The following is a 15,945-nucleotide window of genomic DNA, read 5'->3' as shown; positions in this document are numbered from 1 at the left end:
AAAGACAGCCGCAAACCGGCGCTGAAATGCGACTTTTCGCACAGATCGGAGGTTGCTTGAAAGGGATGGCGCCGACAGCCGGTGAATGTCTGCGCAATGAAATTCTGGGCGGCGACCGGAGTCTTGCCGGGGCTCGGAGTGCCCGTGCAGCGCTCAGTAGAGCAGCCCGGACATCAGCGCCTGGACCACGGCAGCAGTCTTGTTGGCCGTCTTCATCTTCTGAATCACATTCTTGATGTGGAAGTTCACGGTAGGCACCGAGATGCTCAGGATGTCGCCGATCTCCGCAGCCGTCTTTCCGTCTGCACTCCATTTGAGAACTTCGATTTCGCGCGGGGTCAACGGCGCATCGAGCTGGACTGCAAGCTTGGGCTTCATCAGCCGCGCCAGGGACAGGTGCGCAGCTTGCACCAGCCATCGCATCTCGATTTCCTTGTCCTGCAGTTCAGTGTCCGTCAGTGCCTCGCTCGAACGGGACAAGGTAAGCATGCCGCCGACGCCGAATCCATCGAGACTCGACTGCGCCCAGCCGACGCGCAAGCCGTGTTCCTTGGCTTCGGACCAGAACGTCTCGGTGGACGCAAAGAGTTTTTCGCCCCACACCAACGGATCCCGGCTGAGGTGGCCGTGGCGAACACTGGGGTCGATCGCCATGTAGCCAGCTTGCTGGTATCGCAACTGCCACGCCGACGGATAGTTGTTGAGGGTCAGGACTTTCGGATTCGAAATTGGCGCTGCCAGTCGCAGGCCATAGGCGCAATGCTCGAACCCCAGTCGTTGCGCTTCGGCAAGCAGTGCAGCAAACACCACTTCCTCGCTTTCCGCACGATCAAGCGCGGTCAGCAGATTCTCTTTGAATGTCTGCATGGAAGGCCGGAAGAAAGTCGCACGAGAGCTGCGGTGAGTTGCATGGAAGCGAGTCCGTGATTTGCTCGCGATGGAGGCATTGCCAAGTCCATCAATCTAACCCATCAGCAACTGTTACGGAATCGTAAATTGGCGCGGTACGTAGCAGCGATTCGTTCGATCCGTGCATTTCGCCTCAGCTATGGGGAGCCTGTCACAAGTGGTGGGTTGATCAAATGCGCGGACGCACGCAAGCTCTCCGTCCCGAACTCAATGCGCGACGCACCCTTGCGTTGTGCGACTTTTCATAGGGATCAATCGATGAGTGCAACTTCAATGGACGGCCTGCTGCGACTGCGACAACACGATCTCGACAGCCTCAACCTGGTCCACCTCATATCAGGGATCGACGAGGACCTGGTCGACCAGGCCGCAACACCGTGTGGGGCGAGCACCACGCTGTGTGGCTATACCGAGTGGGTCAGCACGCAGGAACCGAGCGTCACGTTGGGCTGGGACTGGCAGCTCGAGACCCGCCCGACCTCGTCGCGTGTGGTACGCCTGGGACTTCCGCGCACCAACGTGCTCGTCGTCAGCGGCGAGCGCAATCCGCTGCCTTGGGAGGAAAGCCTTGAAGTACTGGCATCCTTCATCGACAACTTCGACTGGAACGCGCCGGCGTTCGATGCCGTGTGCAAGCGCTATTCATCCTGACCTACCAGATCTGATAGTTTCGCCCGCGGCATACCGACGCTGAAATGCCCCGATACCATCATCGGGAAAGTAGCAAATGGAAATATTGGCAGGCCGCCCTGGTTCTCTCGCGCAACAGGTTCTTGAAGACGTCGGGCGCTATAGGTATAAAGTATTCGTCGAGACATTGGGGTGGGACCTTGTGACAGAACATGGTCTTGAGAAAGACCAGTTCGATCACGCTGATACTCTCTATATCGCAGCCCGCGATGACGACGGTCACATCGTGGGAACCGCGCGATTGCTGCCGACGACCAACCCGTACCTTCTGGGCGAAGTATTTCCGCAATTGATGGGCGGCTCCGCGCCGCCTTGCGACGCACGCATCTGGGAGCTATCGCGTTTTGCAGCGGTCGACTTCAACGCCACTCACGGCGGTGCGATGCGTCAGTTTTCTTCTGAAGTGGCAACGCAACTGCTGGAGAAGGCGATCGCCGTGGCGGCAGAGCAGGGCGCGCAGCGCATCATTACCGTGTCTCCGCTGGGCATCGAGCGGCTGTTGCGCCGCGGCGGGATCCGCGCCTACCGTGCAGCGCCGCCGATGATCGTCGATGGCCATCCGATCTTTGCATGCTGGATCGACGTGGACGAGCGAAACCAGAAGGCACTGGTGAAGACAACGCACTGATTGCGAAGTCACAAGGGCAACCTAGCGCCGGGCTTGCAGGTCGTCATGGAATGCGCCTCCGAGTTTCTGAAGCAGTCATGCCGCCGAGGGCATGAACCGCTCCAATCGTGCGCTGTTCGCGTTGCGTCTGCTCAGAGCTGGGAACTCTCGAAAAACGACTCGGTTTCGGGGATCTCTTCGCCGGAAAGAACTGCTGCCGCGTGTCGCGCCGCATCTGACGCGACCATTGCGTCCTCGGAACATTTGAGCAAGGCTTGAGTTCGCAGCTGCGGAGGCAGGTCCGGGAAGTCATGCATCAGCTTTTCGGCCGTCTGCAATGCCACGATGGCCGCGCTCAGGCACATGTGCAGACCCACGCGCATACGGTTGCCGCGTTCATTTTCTTCGGCCATCCAACGCTCGGCTTCCTGTTGCGCGGGCGTAAGTTGCGCAAAGTCCGACGGCGAGAGTGTGGGCACCGCCTGGATGCCAAGGTATCTTGACGTGATGATGTCCTCGACCGACGTCCGCGCGCGCTCGATTACCGTGAGATCACTTGTGTTCATGAGTTCGTGACGAGCTTCGTGCATTCTGGCCACCCAGTCCGCATTCCACCAATTGCTTTCGATGCAAAGTTTCGCACGGTGAGTTCGTCCGGCGCGCGCCGATGGCGCGCGGGTGATTGCGTCAAGCGTTAAAAGGTCACGCTGCCTCGAATTGCGAGGCTTGTGCACAGCGAGAAGGGCTGGATCGCGTCAGTGACCTTGCCCCTGTTGGCCGCACTCCATAGGCAGCCGCAAGCGAATTCGATTTCCTGACTACGCTCCAAGAGAAGGTCGGTTCATTCTCTGCATCGCGGAGCGCAGGGCTTGCAATGCTGCAGCGTCTGGTTTCGTGTCCTCGTCCAATGACAAGACCCGCTCGCAAAGTTGCTTGAACACCGCCTGCTGGCGCGGCGTCTGCGCCCGGTGCGCGCGCGCCGCAGCGGAGCAAACCTGGAGCCACGAACCTATCGTCTCCCGGTTGACGTCTGGCTCCACTTCAAGCAGCAGCACCAGCTGCGCCAGAAATTTTTCAATCGCATCGATCCGTTCGTCGGGTGTCGGTCCTGGATTCATGGATGCCCCTTTTGCGGCCGAACTATTTCTTCTGCGCGAGGTACTCACGCACTTTTTCCACCGAGTTGCTGCCGGCGTTCCTGACGGCAAGTCGAAGCTCCGGTTCGGTGAGTCCAAGGGCCTTGGTCCACCATTGGACTTCGTGCGGTTCCTCAAGGGAGATGAGCTTTCTATCCAGCGCGGTTTTGCTTGGGTCGTCGGGCATGTGAGTCTCCAATTCTGCAAGGTGATCGCGGGCGGCTGACTGCCGCTCCGCGGCTGCCAGCGCTTGCAGATGGTCGACCAACCTCTCTCGGTTTGCCACGTGGAACTCTCCCCATTGTTCTGACAGAAATTGTCCTGTGTCACATCATCGCCACCGGTGCTGCTATCGGAACGGCCATCGATTTCGACCAGCGCGGCTGGCGGTACGAGATCAAGATTGACGGCCAAACCGAAACTACGCGAGAGCCTTCAGACTCGAGGAACTGGCCAGAAAGAGTCTGGCCAACGTCCTCTACCAAACGCTGATGACTGTCCAATCAAATTGTACGGGGCGAACCTTATTCTGACCTGAACACAAAGGACACGAAACGGCGCCAGAGATCAGGCGCGGGTATGACACCTGCCGACGACGTACGCCCCCATGCTGAAGCCCCGCGGCAGTGCCGCTCGGACATTTTGCACACCCTCGACGCTGTACGCTTAACCAGTGTATTGCGTCGCTCGACAGTTCTCGTGCGTGAATGCCCCGTGGGTGTTGGCGGGTCCCGCGGCCTCCAGGATCGAACGACCCAGATATTCACCGATCCATTGGCGCGCCTTATCGGCCAGCTCCGCGTGCGCGTCAGCTTCGGTTAAGTCGCTCTGCATAAGAGACAGCCTGCACATCGGCATGCCCGCTCGCTTCACTTGGGCAACGTATTGATTGCGGCCCTCGCGACTGAAGTCCATCGTCCATTCGGCGGGGGCCAACGGCATGGCTGTGGGGGAGGGATCCAGGTTCATCGCACGCTCCGCGCAACAAAACGGTAGCGCAAAAGTATCACAAACGTCTATTGGACGACAACTGCCGACTCGGCTGGAGCTGTATGCTTATCCAGTGTTTTGCGTCGTCTATCTATTGCGTTTCCGCGGCTCATGGCTAGGCCGAAGCCAGGTTGTAGAGGCGCACCCCTTTCGCGGCATCTTGGACTTCCGGCGAGTGGCACCCGAGGCGCGCCACCGCTTCGGCGCTCAGGCGATGGTGGCAAAGTTGCTCGATCCGCGCCGACTCGAGCACAGCCTCACGCACGACCTCCACTGGGCCAAGGTGGTCCAGATCAAGGAAGGCGGCGTAATGATCGAAGGCACGGAACTGCTGTTCAAGGGTGCCAAGAGCGCGGCAATCCGGTGCGTACAGACCTGGTGGTGCATCGTCGACCGCGAGGAAGGGTTCGCCGCGCTGGATCGCATGCGCGCGCCAGGCGTGACTACCGGCTTTCATCCCAACGACGACTAGCGGCACGGTCTAATGGACGACAAGGGTAGCGGGCGCCAACGTCCTGTATGCCTGTATGCGCTGAAGTACGCTTAATTTTGAATTTAACATAATATACATTGTATTTTTTGGCCGTGGGAGCATTCGAGCAAAGTTCAAATGTTGCAAAGTTGGCTGCTCCGAGCACCGAGGCATGGCCATGTCGACACCTGCTGCGACGATCACTATGACGAACGCGAAGCCAATCGGCTCAAGACGATTCATGCGGTGGTCGATCGCATTGCTACGGGTCGCCCAAGCTGCGCAGCGGCTCGGCATGAGCCGAAAGCAGATCGAGCGACCGGTGAGTCGCTATTTGGACGACGAGCCCTCCGGCTTGGTCTCACGCAAGCGCGGGCGTCTCAGCAATAACCAACTGGCCCCGGGGATTGCCGAGCGCGCTGTCAAACTCATTCGCGAGCGCTACGCCGACTTCGGCCCAACGCTGGCCGCCGAGAAGCTGGAGGAATGTCATGGTGTTCATCGATGAAATCGATGACGCCACCAGCCGGCTGATGCAATGATGCAATTGCACTTCGTGCCGACTGAATCGGCCTTGGCGTACTTCGAGGCCACGCGGGCCTACCTCGAGGAACATGGCAAGCCCGTGGCGTTCTATAGTGACAAGGCCAGCATCTTCCGTTCGGTGCGTGACTCGGTCGACTTCGGCCGCGGCGTCACTCAGTACGGCCGTGCGCTGTTCGAGCTGAAAAATCAGGGGCAGGCGCCCTACCCTCGCAAGGCTCTGCCTGGCGCCAAATGCTCGAGCCAGTTCACCAGCGAAGACCTCGAACTGGCCGTGATGGAGCGTCTGCAAGCCATTCGGGTCATCACGCAGCGCTGAAATGACGATCGTGGTGCCTTCGGTTGGCAAGCCTGTGCGCATGCAAAGGGGCCAGGCAGTCACTGCGTTCGCTGGAGTCATTCAAGAATGAAGAAATGCGACATTTCAACTTTGCTGGCAATGCGACATTTGAACTTGGGATTGTCATGGGCTGTAGGCCCCGAGTAGTAATGTCCGTTTTCTCCCGAATAGCTATCTCGCCCGCGCGGCATGGCCGCACCTCAAGGCCAGTCGCGGCGTGATCGTGAACATGGCTTCGCTGACGGCGCTGATGAGCTTCGAGAACCTGGGATCGTTGGCTCACACCACGGCAAAGGCCGGGATCATCGGATCATCGGCATGACTCGGCAACTCGCGATGGAGGGCCGTCACCACGGCATACGAGCCAACTCCATCTCGACCGGCGTCATCGAAACCAACCAGACGCGAGCAGCTGAAGAATCCGGAATGGGCCCGCTACATGCTCGGCAGACTGCTGGTCGACTCGGTCGTCCCGAGGAAGTGGCGCGGGTCGCCCTGTTTCTGGCGTCCGACGACAGTTCGTACGTCACCGGGACCGACATCGTCGTTGACGGCGGAATGAAGGTCTGGTGACGAATCGCCCCTGCCCTTCGCCATGGCGACGGCTCAATGCGAAGGGGAAAGCCTGAAGTCGTTCGAGATGCTCCTGTACCCCGCCCTACTTTCGCGCGACCGCAGAGGCGCCGTGGCCACGGCGTTTCGGGGGCCTTTCAATCGCGTCCACCCCGTGTGTCCGACGATCCTCGTACAACCAATTGACCAGGCAGCAGGATCTGGCGGGGTGGTGCCTGCTCACCGTGCAACCGGTCTATCAGGCAGGTTGCTGCCGTGCGTCCGATCGCGTCGGTGGGTTGTGCAATGGCACTCAGCCCGGGCCCGATCAGTGGTGCCCACTCGGGATCGTCAAACCCGAGAAACCCCACATCGGCGCCAAACTTCCAGTTGCACTGCGCCGCGATGCTTGCGATCCGCAACGTGACCACGGCATTGCCGGAAATGACGGCAGCGCGGCGACCATCCTTCGCGGATCTTGCGCGGGCGATGAGCGCACGTATTGCGTCCTCCAGCAAGCTTCCGCTCTCCTCCGAATACTCGAAGACTTGTCCTGCCACACGTGTCGCGTGCGATGAACTGAATTTGTTGAACGCGGTTGCACGTTCACGCCGACTGCTGACGCCCTTCTTCGGCTCGGTGACGTACATGAGTTCACGGTAGCCATTCTCGACAAGGTGGTTGCAGGCGGCCACCATCGCGCCCGCGCTGTCCAGGGCCACGAAATCGGCCGTCATGCCGCTGTGTCGGCGATCCACCAACACCGCCGGCTTGCCGTTGCGCTCAAGGGCCTCCATGACCCCGGCGCCTCTGCCCAGCGTGTTCAGAATGAAGCCGTCGACCTGATAGCCAGCCAGCGCGTCGATGGCCTCGCGCTCGCGTCCGATCGCATTTCCCAGGTTGAACAGCATGACCAGGTAGCCACCTTCCTGACATGCCTTCTCTGCCCCCCTCAACACCGCTACGGAATAGGGATTGGTGATGTCCGCCACGATCAAGCCAATCAATCGCGAGCGACCCCGGCTCAACGCTTGTGCCATCGGGCTGGGCGCGTAGTCCAGTTCTGTTATCGCCTTCTTGACGCGTGCCGCGATGTCGGGCGTCAGCAACTCCTCGTGATTGAAATATCGCGAAACAGTGGCCTTGGACACGCCGGCGGACGCCGCTACGGCCGCGATGGTGGGGCGTCGAACTTGCAACCTCTCGTTCATGGATAGCTGACGGTGCACGTCATTGAACAGTGCCGATCGAGGATGAGAAAACGGTCGATTCTAGAATCCGCCCTGCCGCAGTTCTTCGCGCGTCGGCAGGCCTTCGGTATCGCCCAGCACCTGCACCGCACGCGCGCCGATCCACGCGCCGCGACGCACCGCATCCGGCACGCTGCGCCTTTCGAGCAAGGCACTGACCACGCCGGCCGCGAAGCCATCGCCCGCGCCCACGGTGTCGATCACCTTCTTCACGGGAAAACCGTCGACATAGCCGCTGCCGGCCACGTCGCTGTCGAAGTAGGCGCCGGCGGCGCCGAGCTTGACCACCACGAGCTTCGCGCCGCGGTCGCGATAGAACCGCGCGACGCCCTCGGCGGTGTCATGGCCGGTCAGAAGCAGGCCCTCTTCGATGCCCGGCAACACCCAGTCGGCGAGCGAGGCAAGGTGGTTGATCCAGTGGCGCATCACCTCGGTCGAGGCCCACAGCGTGGGGCGCAGGTTGGTGTCGAACGAGATCGTGCGTCCGGCGGCGCGCATCACGTCCATGGTCTTGATGGAGGCCTGCAGGCTGGTGTCGGAGATGGCCGGGAAGACGCCGGTCGCATGCAGATGGCGGGCCGAGCGCAGCCAGGCTTCGTCGACATCGGCCGGCCCCATGTGGCTCGCGGCGGAGCCCTTGCGGTGGTACTCGACCGGCGGATCGCTGCCGTCGGTGACGCGGCCCTTGAACTGGAAGCCGGTGCGCTGGGCGGAATCGCAGATCACGTGCGAGCAATCGATGCCCTCGGCCTTCATGCTCGCAATCAGCGAGCGGCCCATGGAGTCCGTGCCAAGGCGGCTGGCCCATCCCACCTTGAGCCCTAGGCGCGAAAGGCCGATGGCCACATTGGTTTCGGCGCCGGCCGTGCGCTTGTGGAAACCGGTGGCTTCCTCGATCGGGCCCGGCTTGTCCGCCACCAGCAGCAGCATCGCCTCGCCGAACAATGCCACGTCGAATTCAGTGTCGCTCATGTTGATCAATGGGCCTGGTGTGAACTGAGGATCTGTCCGAGGAACTGGCGCAGCTTCTCATGCTTCGGATTGCCGAAAAACTCCTGCGGCGGCCCCTGCTCCACGATGCGTCCATCGGCCATGAAGATCACGCGGTCGGCCACGCTGCGCGCGAATCCCATCTCGTGCGTCACGCACAACATGGTCATGCCATCTTCGGCCAGGCCGATCATGGTGTCGAGCACTTCCTTGACCATCTCCGGGTCGAGTGCCGAAGTCGGCTCGTCGAACAGCATGATCTTGGGGCTCATGCACAGGGCGCGTGCAATCGCCACGCGCTGCTGTTGCCCGCCCGAGAGCTGGCTCGGGTACTTGTTGGCCTGCTCGGGAATGCGCACGCGCTTGAGGTACTTCATCGCGACCTCTTCGGCCTGCTCCTTCGACATGCCGCGCGAGCGCATCGGCGCCAGCGTGCAGTTCTGCAGGATGGTGAGATGCGGGAACAGGTTGAACTGCTGGAACACCATGCCGACCTCGGCGCGCACCGCATCGACGTTCTTGCCGCCGGCCGTGAGTTCGATGCCGTCGACCACGATCTTGCCCTGCTGCACGACTTCGAGCCGGTTGATGCAGCGGATCAGCGTGGACTTGCCCGAGCCCGAAGGGCCGCAGACGACGATGCGTTCGCCGGCGCGCACCGACAGGTCGATGCCGGTCAGCACCTGGAACTGCCCGTAGAACTTGTTCACGCCTTCGAGCCGGATGATGGGCTCGCCCAGTGCGTGATCGGGCAGGTGCACGTTGACTTCTTCCATGACGTTCCTCACGAGTTGGGCATGGTCGGGAAGTCGGTCCCGAGCCATTTCTGATAGAGCTTGTTGAGTTCCCCGTTGGCCTTGTTGCGGGCGACGAAATCGTCCAGGGTCTTCTTGAGTTCGGCCTGGCCGGGGCGCATCGCGATGCCCATCACCTGCTGGCGCAACACGAGTTTCTGCTCGTAGGTGTTGGCCGGCGCGCGCTTGGCGATCTGCGCGGCCACGGTGGTCGAGCAGCCAATGGCATCCACCTGGCCCGACATCAGCGCCTGCATGGCCGAGGCGTCGTCGTCGAAGCGGCGCACCTCGGTGCCCTCGGGGGCGACGGCCGCGAGCGCGATGTCCTGCGTGCTGGCGCGGGCGACGCCGACGCGCTTGCCCTTGAGGTCGGCCGGCGACTTGATCTCGACCTTCTGCGCGCCAAAGAGCACGATCGAAGCGGCGGCGTACGGTACCGAGAAATCCACCTGCTTGGCACGCTCGGGCGTGACCGCCAGCGAAGCCACCAGCACGTCGACCTTGTTGGTCAACAGGAAGGGAATGCGGTTGGGCCCGGTCACCGGCACGAGGTTGGCCTTGACGCCGAGATCCTTGGCCAGGAGCCTGGCGACGTCGGCGTCGTAGCCGTCGGGCTGGTTCTGCGCGTTGGTCGTGCCGTACGGCGGAAAGTCCACCAGCATGCCGACGGTGAGTTCACCCTTCTTCTTGATGTCGGCCACGCTCTGGGCCGACGCGAAAGGTGCGAACACGGTGAGCGCGGCGGCTGCGAGGCCGATGGCCGCTGTGCGGCGGGTCACCTGGCGGGTCATCTGGCGAGTCAACTGAATCATGTGAATGTCTCCTTGGGTTGTGCGTGCAAAACTGTCGAAGGATCAGCGGGCCAGCGCCACGGCACGCCTGCGTTCCATCTGCGCTGCCAGCAGCGAGAGCGGCCAGCAGATGATGAAGTACAGGGCTGCCACGGTGCCAAACACCTCCACCGGCTGGAATGTAGCGTTGTTGATGATCTGGCCGGCACGCGTGATCTCGGTGAAGCCGATGATCGCCGCCAGCGAGGTGCCCTTGATGATCTGCACCACGTAGCCCACGGTGGGGGCCAGCGCGATCTTGAAGGCCTGGGGCAGCACCACGTCGCGCATGCGGGAGGTGTAGTCGAGATTGAGCGCCTGTGCTGCTTCGACCTGGCCGCGCGGAATCGACTGGATGCAGCCGCGCCAGATTTCGCCCAGGAAGGCCGCGCTGTTGAGGATCAGCGCCACGCCCGCGGCGACCCATGGATTGATCTCGATGCCGATCACGGGCGCGCCGAAGAAGATCAGAAAGAGTTGCAGCAGCAGTGGCGTGCCCTGGAAGATCTGGATGAAGCCGGTGGACAGCACCTGGGCGGCCCGGCTATCCGAGGTGCGCGCCAACGCGATCACCAGGCCGAGGATTGCACCGCCGATGAAGGCGATCAGCGACAGCGCCAGTGTCCACTTGGCCGCTTCGAGGATGAAAAGGAATTCGGAAAAGCCGAAGGTACGCATGGTGTTTGTCTCCGCTTGGCGTTGATGGGCAGGTGCTCGTTCAGCGCCGGTCGGGGTAGTTGAGCGCGCCGTTGTAGATGAGCTTGAACAGCGTCGAGAAGGTGAGCGCGAGCGCCAGGTAGATTGCCGCCACGACGATGTAGATCTCGAAGCTGCGGAAGGTCTGCGATTGCAGGTTGGCCGCCACCGAGGTCAGGTCATCTGCGGAGATGACCGACACCACCGCCGAGCTCAGCATCAGCAGGATGAACTGGCTCGTGAGCGCGGGGTAGATCGCCTTGAGCGCCGGCTTGATGATCACGAAACGGAAGATCTCCCAGCCCTTGAGGTTGAGTGCGCGTCCGGCTTCGATCTGGCCCTTCGGAATCGATTCGATGCCGGCGCGCACGATCTCCGCAGCGTAGGCGCCCAGGTTGACCACCATCGCCGTCAACGCGGCCGTGTAGGGCGACCAACGCAGGCCGATGGAAGGCAGGGCAAAGAAGAAGAAGAACAGCTGCACCAGGAACGGGGTGTTGCGGATCACCTCGATGTAGGCGTTGACGATGAAGCGCAGCCAGCCGGGCCCCGAGGTCTTGCCCCAGGCGCAGAAAACTGCAACCACCAGGCCAAGCAGCGTGGCGACGAGCGAGAGCTGGATGGTGATCCAGGTGCCCTTGAGCAAGAGCGGCCAAGCCGCCAGAACGGCGTCGAACTGAAACTGATAGTTCACTTGAAGTGTCTCCGTGTCCGTTGATTCGATGCGATGAATGGATTGTATGAAACCGGTTTCAGTACACCACTAGGGATTTCCCGAAGTGGTTCGAATCAGGGCCGTTGTCAGACCGGCGACTGCTGCGAACGTGCGATCTCGTCGAGCAGCGCGACGCTCATCACTTCGAACGGCGCCGGCTTGCCGGTGTAAAGCTCGACCTGGCCGCAGAACTGATGCAGCAGCATGCGGCTGCCATTCACGGTGCGACAGCCCACCGAGCGCGCGTCGCGGATGAGTTTTGTCTCGACCGGTATGAACGCCGCGTCCATGACGAAGAGGTGCTGCGCCAGTTGGCCGGGCGCGAGCGGGCTGACATCCGGCGCGCGATAGCCGGCGGCGGTGGCATTGACGACACCATCGAAATCCGAGGCATTGAACGCCGACGGCGCTCCCGCAAACTCGATGCCGAACTCGCGCGCAAAGGCCTCGCCGCGCTCGGCGGTGCGATTGAACAGCGTGACCTTCGCGCCGGCGCGTCGCATGCCCCAAGCGATGGCGCGCGCCGCACCGCCTGCGCCCAGCAGCGCGACACGCCGGCCTTCGAGCGGGCTGGCCTCCTCGATGGCGCGCACCGCCCCGATGCAGTCGGTGTTGTAGCCCGTAAGAACGCCGTCGCGGTTGTCGATGGTGTTGACGGCCCCGATCTCGCGAGCCGTGTCGTCCAGTGCGTCCAGGTGGGGTATCACGGCCTGCTTGTGCGGCATCGTCACGTTCATTCCTCGGATGCCGAGCGTGCGAATGGCCTGCACGCCACCCGCCGCATCGTCGACACCGAAGCACACGAAGGTGTAATCCACACCCAGCGCGCGGTACGCGGCGTTGTGGACCTTGACATTGAACGTGAAGGGCTGACCCGCGAGCGAGCCGCACAGCGTGGGGATGGAACTGGGCATGGTGCTACACCTTGGAGAGGTCGAATGCGGCGACCGGCGGTTGGCCGGCCAGCGTCTTCAGGAGGTTGTCGGTCGCGAGCTCGGCCATGGCGCGGCGCGTCTCGTGTGTCGCAGAGCCGATGTGCGGCAGCGGCGTCACCTTCGGATGCGTGCGCAGCCGCGAATCCTGCGGCAACGGCTCGACCGCGAACACGTCGAGGCCCGCCGCGCGCAGGTGGCCGCTGTCGAGCGCGTCGAGCAATGCCGCCTCCTGCACGATGGCGCCGCGCGAACCGTTGACGAAGATGGCGCCCTGCTTCATCCGGGAAAACGCGTCGGCGTCCATCAGTCCGCGGGTCTCCTCCGCGAGCGGCAGCGTCAGGGCGACGATGTCGGCGCGCGCCAGCACCTCTTCGAATGGCGCTCGCGACGCCCGGCCCGCCAACTCGGATGGAACCGGCACGTCGAATGGATCGTGGAACAGCACCGGCATGCCGAAGCCCAGCGCAGCGCGTCGTGCGACAGCCTGCCCGATGCGCCCGAATCCCAGCACGCCGAGAGTCTTGCCGTGCACGTCCCAGCCGAACAACTCTTCGCCGATGTTGCGTGTCCACTGCCCTTCCCGCACCAGCGCGGAGAGTTCGACGAGCCGGCGCGAGGTGGCGATGACCAGCGCGAACACCGTGTCGGCGGTGGTTTCCGTCAGCACGCCAGGGGTATGGCACAGCACGATGCCACGCTGCTTCAAATAGGCCAGGTCGTAGTTGTCGATGCCGACCGAGATGCTGGATACGACTTCCAGCGCAGGTGCGCTTGCCAGGTCATCGGCCGTGAGCTTGAAACTCGATCCGATCAGGCCCTGCGCGTCATGCAACGCGGCACGGAAGCGCGGCAGTTCATCGGGGCGGCGTGGGTCGGCAACGGTCACGTCGTGCTGCGCGCGAATGCGCTCCAGCAGATCGTCCGGAAGCTTTCTGAACACCACCACCTTCTTGCGTGATTCACTCATGTTCGTACTCCTTGATGATTCAGCGCGGCATCGAACGGATCGACGATGGTCCGCCGGGAACAGCGAGGCGTTCGCCGGTGTCGCGCAGCTTGCCGGCATCGACCGCGAACACGGCGATCTGCTTCTCGACATTGAACTGGACGAGGATGTATTTGCTGTCGGCAGTGAATACCACGCCCTGCCCGCCCTCGCCGGCCGGCAACTCGCCGACACGTTGGGCCTGCCCGTCCCGGATCTCGAACAACACCAGCTTGCCGCGCTCGCGGCGGCCCGGATTGTCGGGCTTCAGGTTCGAGCCGTCCATCGACTGCGCAGCGATCCAGCGACCGTCAGGCGAGATCGCAGCCCCTTCGGGCAGCGAAGGCACCGTCATGTGCTGAACCGCGCGGAAAGGCCGCCTGGAGATGTCGATCAGCGTCACCGTGTCGGCGTCGCCCGCCAGCATGCCCACATCGCCCGGCAGGCCCGCCAGTCCGACATTGCTGACCACCGCCCAACGGCCATCGCTGGACACGTCGACCGAATAGGGCGCGATGCCGCTGGAGACCCTCTCGCGACTTGTCGTGACCGCGCCGGGCGCCACGTCCAGCACCACCACGCCCTGCTCGTCGCGAAGCGCCACCAGTGCCGACATGCCGTCCGGCGCGAAGCTGATGCCGGCCAGGCGCCCTTTCGACAGCGCCAGGTCTCCGGTGGCGACCAGCGTCTTGCCCTTGATCTCGAACGACGCGACGGTGCCGCCCACGGTGGCCGCCAGCAGCATGGTGCCGGCGCGGTTCACGGCCAGTCCCTGCGGATGGTGCGCGACCGGCACCTTGCCGACCACGCGCGGCGGCGTGGCCTCCAGGTCGACGACCTGGAGGTAGTTCTCCAGGATGTTCTTCTGCGTCGCATGGTCGTAGCGGTTCGGCGCCGAGACGATCGCGAGCTTGCCATCGGGCGTGATGGCAACGGCCTGAGGCGGGCCGGCGATGGTGGCTGCAACCTCGACCGTCGCGACGATGCGCGGCGGAAAGCGAGAGGCATCGATCACGTTGAGCGTGTCGGGGCCGGCATTCGACGGAAATGTGTCGGTGCCCGCGACGCGCTGGTACTTGGCGTCATTGGTCGAAACGATAAGGTCGGCTGCAAGCGAGGGAGTGGTCATGGCAATGCCGCAGGCGAGCGCGGCTGCGAGTTTGAAGGTCATGAGGATGTTTCGCCTTGGAGGGCGGGGCGCGCCAGCGCGCAGGCTTGGCGTGCGAGTTCGGTGATGCGGGCCCAGTCCTTGCCCGCCACGGCCTCGGCGGGCGTGAGCCACGATCCGCCGACGCACGCGACGTTGGGCAGTACGAGGAAATCCGCGGCGGTGGCCGCGGAGATGCCGCCGGTCGGACAGAAAGTCACATCGGGAAACGGACCGGCCAGGGCCTTCAGCATGCCGATGCCACCGGCCTGCTGCGCCGGGAAGAGCTTGAGTTCCGTGAAGCCCGCCGCGCGCGCAGCAATGACGTCGGACGGCGTCATCACGCCCGGCAACAAGGGCAGCGCACTGTCGCGGGCTGCGGCGATCAACTCAGGCGTCAGGCCCGGACTCACGCCGAACAGCGCGCCGGCCTTGAGCGAGGCGTCGAAGTCCTGCACCCGCGCGATCGTTCCGACGCCAATGATCGCGCCTTCGACCTCGTTGGCGATGGCCTCGATCGCCTTCAGTGCCACCGGCGTTCGCAAGGTCAACTCGAGCACGCGAACGCCGCCGGCCACCAGCGCGCGTGCCAGCGGCACCGCGTCCTCCAGCCTGTCGATGACGATGACCGGGATGACCGGGCCGGTGCGCATGATGTCCAGGATGTCCATGACGCGAGCTCCGTGCTTCGCACTGCGGTGCGAGCTTGCCTGAGGCTGCGCGGCGTTCATGCTGCAACGCCCTCGGCAAACACGAAATGGCCATGCAGGGGTGCGTCGTGGGCGGCGCTCACCGCAGTGGCGGGCTCGGCCGCCTGGAACGTGACGGCGCCCTCCTCCGCGCCCAACGCGTTGGCACGGAACGCCGCGAACAGTTCGCGCCCCATGCCATGGCGCGACTCTTCGAGATCGGCGAGCGCGGGCTGCCGCGCCTGCCACTCGGCCGCGTCGACGCGCGCTTCGAGCAGGCCGCGCTCGCCGTCCAGCACGATCATGTCGCCGTCGCGCACCCGCGCGAGCGGTCCGCCCGCGAGGCACTCCGGCGTCACATGGATCGCCGCCGGCACCTTGCCCGAAGCGCCCGACATGCGGCCATCGGTGACCAGCGCCACGCGGAAGCCCTGGTCCTGCAGCACACCCAGGAGCGGCGTGAGCTTGTGCAGCTCGGGCATGCCGTTGGCGCGCGGGCCCTGGAAGCGGACCACCGCGACAAAGTCGCGGCGCAATTCGCCGCGATCGAAGGCCGCCATCACCGCCTCCTGCGTGTCGAACACCAGCGCCGGCGCCTGCACCACGCGGTGCTCGGGCTTGACCGCCGAGGTCTTGATGACGGCCCTTCCGAGGTTGCCGCCCAGCAGCTTCAGG

The 15,945-nt window shown here is 63.4% G+C and carries 19 protein-coding genes and 2 pseudogenes; 5 read left to right on the top strand and 16 right to left on the bottom strand.

Translation table 11 applies throughout. The features are described from left to right. Window positions 1–153: 153 nt before the first annotated feature. The gene (locus WKW80_RS23500; RefSeq protein ID WP_340365985.1) at window positions 154–867 is read right to left on the bottom strand and encodes an autoinducer binding domain-containing protein; all 714 of its coding nucleotides are present in this window, start codon (window positions 865–867) and stop codon (window positions 154–156) included. Between the two features lie 300 nt (window positions 868–1,167). On the opposite strand from WKW80_RS23500, the gene WKW80_RS23495 reads away from it, so the two are divergent. Continuing rightward, window positions 1,168–1,560, top strand: coding sequence for a DUF4902 domain-containing protein (locus WKW80_RS23495; protein WP_340365984.1), 393 nt, complete (start codon window positions 1,168–1,170; stop codon window positions 1,558–1,560). Between the two features lie 76 nt (window positions 1,561–1,636). Next, on the top strand, window positions 1,637–2,227 hold the full coding sequence (locus WKW80_RS23490) for an acyl-homoserine-lactone synthase (protein ID WP_340365983.1): 591 nt from the start codon (window positions 1,637–1,639) through the stop codon (window positions 2,225–2,227). Window positions 2,228–2,358: 131 nt separating this feature from the next. Here WKW80_RS23490 and WKW80_RS23485 read toward each other — a convergent pair whose 3' ends face one another. The 4 genes from WKW80_RS23485 to WKW80_RS23470 all read right to left on the bottom strand — a co-directional run bounded on the left by WKW80_RS23485 (window position 2,359) and on the right by WKW80_RS23470 (window position 4,311). Continuing rightward, window positions 2,359–2,796, bottom strand: a complete 438-nt coding sequence (locus tag WKW80_RS23485) for a hypothetical protein (RefSeq protein WP_340365982.1) — start codon at window positions 2,794–2,796, stop codon at window positions 2,359–2,361. Window positions 2,797–3,024: 228 nt separating this feature from the next. Then, a complete protein-coding gene (locus tag WKW80_RS23480; RefSeq protein WP_340365981.1) occupies window positions 3,025–3,324 on the bottom strand; it encodes a hypothetical protein in 300 nt (99 codons plus the stop codon). Between the two features lie 22 nt (window positions 3,325–3,346). Continuing rightward, entirely contained in the window at window positions 3,347–3,610 is a 264-nt protein-coding gene (locus tag WKW80_RS23475) for a DUF3606 domain-containing protein (protein ID WP_340365980.1), read from the bottom strand. Between the two features lie 398 nt (window positions 3,611–4,008). Then, on the bottom strand, window positions 4,009–4,311 hold the full coding sequence (locus WKW80_RS23470; protein WP_340365979.1) for a hypothetical protein: 303 nt from the start codon (window positions 4,309–4,311) through the stop codon (window positions 4,009–4,011). Window positions 4,312–4,492: 181 nt separating this feature from the next. On the opposite strand from WKW80_RS23470, the gene WKW80_RS23465 reads away from it, so the two are divergent. The 3 genes and pseudogenes from WKW80_RS23465 to WKW80_RS23450 all read left to right on the top strand — a co-directional run bounded on the left by WKW80_RS23465 (window position 4,493) and on the right by WKW80_RS23450 (window position 6,260). Beyond that, complete coding sequence (locus tag WKW80_RS23465) at window positions 4,493–4,804, top strand: hypothetical protein (protein ID WP_340365978.1); 312 nt, start codon at window positions 4,493–4,495, stop codon at window positions 4,802–4,804. Between the two features lie 178 nt (window positions 4,805–4,982). Then, a pseudogene (locus WKW80_RS37375) lies at window positions 4,983–5,531 on the top strand (helix-turn-helix domain-containing protein); the annotation flags it as partial. Between the two features lie 345 nt (window positions 5,532–5,876). Beyond that, window positions 5,877–6,260, top strand: a complete 384-nt coding sequence (locus WKW80_RS23450; protein WP_340365975.1) for an SDR family oxidoreductase — start codon at window positions 5,877–5,879, stop codon at window positions 6,258–6,260. A 137-nt stretch (window positions 6,261–6,397) separates the two neighbouring features. On the opposite strand, the gene WKW80_RS23445 is transcribed toward WKW80_RS23450, so the two are convergent. The 11 genes and pseudogenes from WKW80_RS23445 to WKW80_RS23395 all read right to left on the bottom strand — a co-directional run. After that, complete coding sequence (locus WKW80_RS23445) at window positions 6,398–7,450, bottom strand: LacI family DNA-binding transcriptional regulator (protein WP_340365974.1); 1,053 nt, start codon at window positions 7,448–7,450, stop codon at window positions 6,398–6,400. A gap of 60 nt (window positions 7,451–7,510) precedes the next feature. Beyond that, entirely contained in the window at window positions 7,511–8,461 is a 951-nt protein-coding gene (locus WKW80_RS23440) for a sugar kinase (RefSeq protein ID WP_340365973.1), read from the bottom strand. Between the two features lie 5 nt (window positions 8,462–8,466). After that, window positions 8,467–9,255, bottom strand: coding sequence for an amino acid ABC transporter ATP-binding protein (locus WKW80_RS23435; RefSeq protein ID WP_340365972.1), 789 nt, complete (start codon window positions 9,253–9,255; stop codon window positions 8,467–8,469). 8 nt (window positions 9,256–9,263) lie between these two features. Beyond that, window positions 9,264–10,064 carry a transporter substrate-binding domain-containing protein gene (locus WKW80_RS23430; RefSeq protein ID WP_340366073.1) on the bottom strand — a complete coding sequence of 267 codons (801 nt, stop codon included), beginning with the start codon at window positions 10,062–10,064 and terminating at the stop codon, window positions 9,264–9,266. A 63-nt stretch (window positions 10,065–10,127) separates the two neighbouring features. Further along, window positions 10,128–10,781 carry an amino acid ABC transporter permease gene (locus WKW80_RS23425; RefSeq protein ID WP_340365971.1) on the bottom strand — a complete coding sequence of 218 codons (654 nt, stop codon included), beginning with the start codon at window positions 10,779–10,781 and terminating at the stop codon, window positions 10,128–10,130. 40 nt (window positions 10,782–10,821) lie between these two features. Next, the gene (locus WKW80_RS23420) at window positions 10,822–11,493 is read right to left on the bottom strand and encodes an amino acid ABC transporter permease (protein ID WP_340365970.1); all 672 of its coding nucleotides are present in this window, start codon (window positions 11,491–11,493) and stop codon (window positions 10,822–10,824) included. A 107-nt stretch (window positions 11,494–11,600) separates the two neighbouring features. Further along, complete coding sequence (locus WKW80_RS23415) at window positions 11,601–12,428, bottom strand: shikimate dehydrogenase family protein (protein WP_340365969.1); 828 nt, start codon at window positions 12,426–12,428, stop codon at window positions 11,601–11,603. 4 nt (window positions 12,429–12,432) lie between these two features. Further along, window positions 12,433–13,416: a 2-hydroxyacid dehydrogenase gene (locus WKW80_RS23410; RefSeq protein WP_340365968.1), complete on the bottom strand. Its 984-nt coding sequence runs from the start codon at window positions 13,414–13,416 to the stop codon at window positions 12,433–12,435. 19 nt (window positions 13,417–13,435) lie between these two features. Then, complete coding sequence (locus tag WKW80_RS23405) at window positions 13,436–14,605, bottom strand: YncE family protein (protein WP_340365967.1); 1,170 nt, start codon at window positions 14,603–14,605, stop codon at window positions 13,436–13,438. Continuing rightward, window positions 14,602–15,252 (bottom strand): bifunctional 4-hydroxy-2-oxoglutarate aldolase/2-dehydro-3-deoxy-phosphogluconate aldolase, encoded by a 651-nt coding sequence (gene eda / locus WKW80_RS23400; RefSeq protein ID WP_340365966.1) that lies wholly within the window; start codon window positions 15,250–15,252, stop codon window positions 14,602–14,604. The genes WKW80_RS23405 and eda overlap by 4 nt, the downstream gene beginning before the upstream one ends. 56 nt (window positions 15,253–15,308) lie before the next feature. Then, window positions 15,309–15,945 (bottom strand): annotated as a pseudogene (locus WKW80_RS23395) (dihydroxy-acid dehydratase domain-containing protein); the annotation flags it as partial.

Origin of the sequence: Variovorax humicola, from assembly GCF_037889915.1 — a bacterium.
GTDB classification, from domain to species: Bacteria; Pseudomonadota; Gammaproteobacteria; order Burkholderiales; family Burkholderiaceae_C; genus Variovorax; species Variovorax humicola.
The sequence above is the reverse complement of the archived record's forward strand: the minus strand, read 5'-3'. Positions and strand labels throughout refer to the sequence as shown.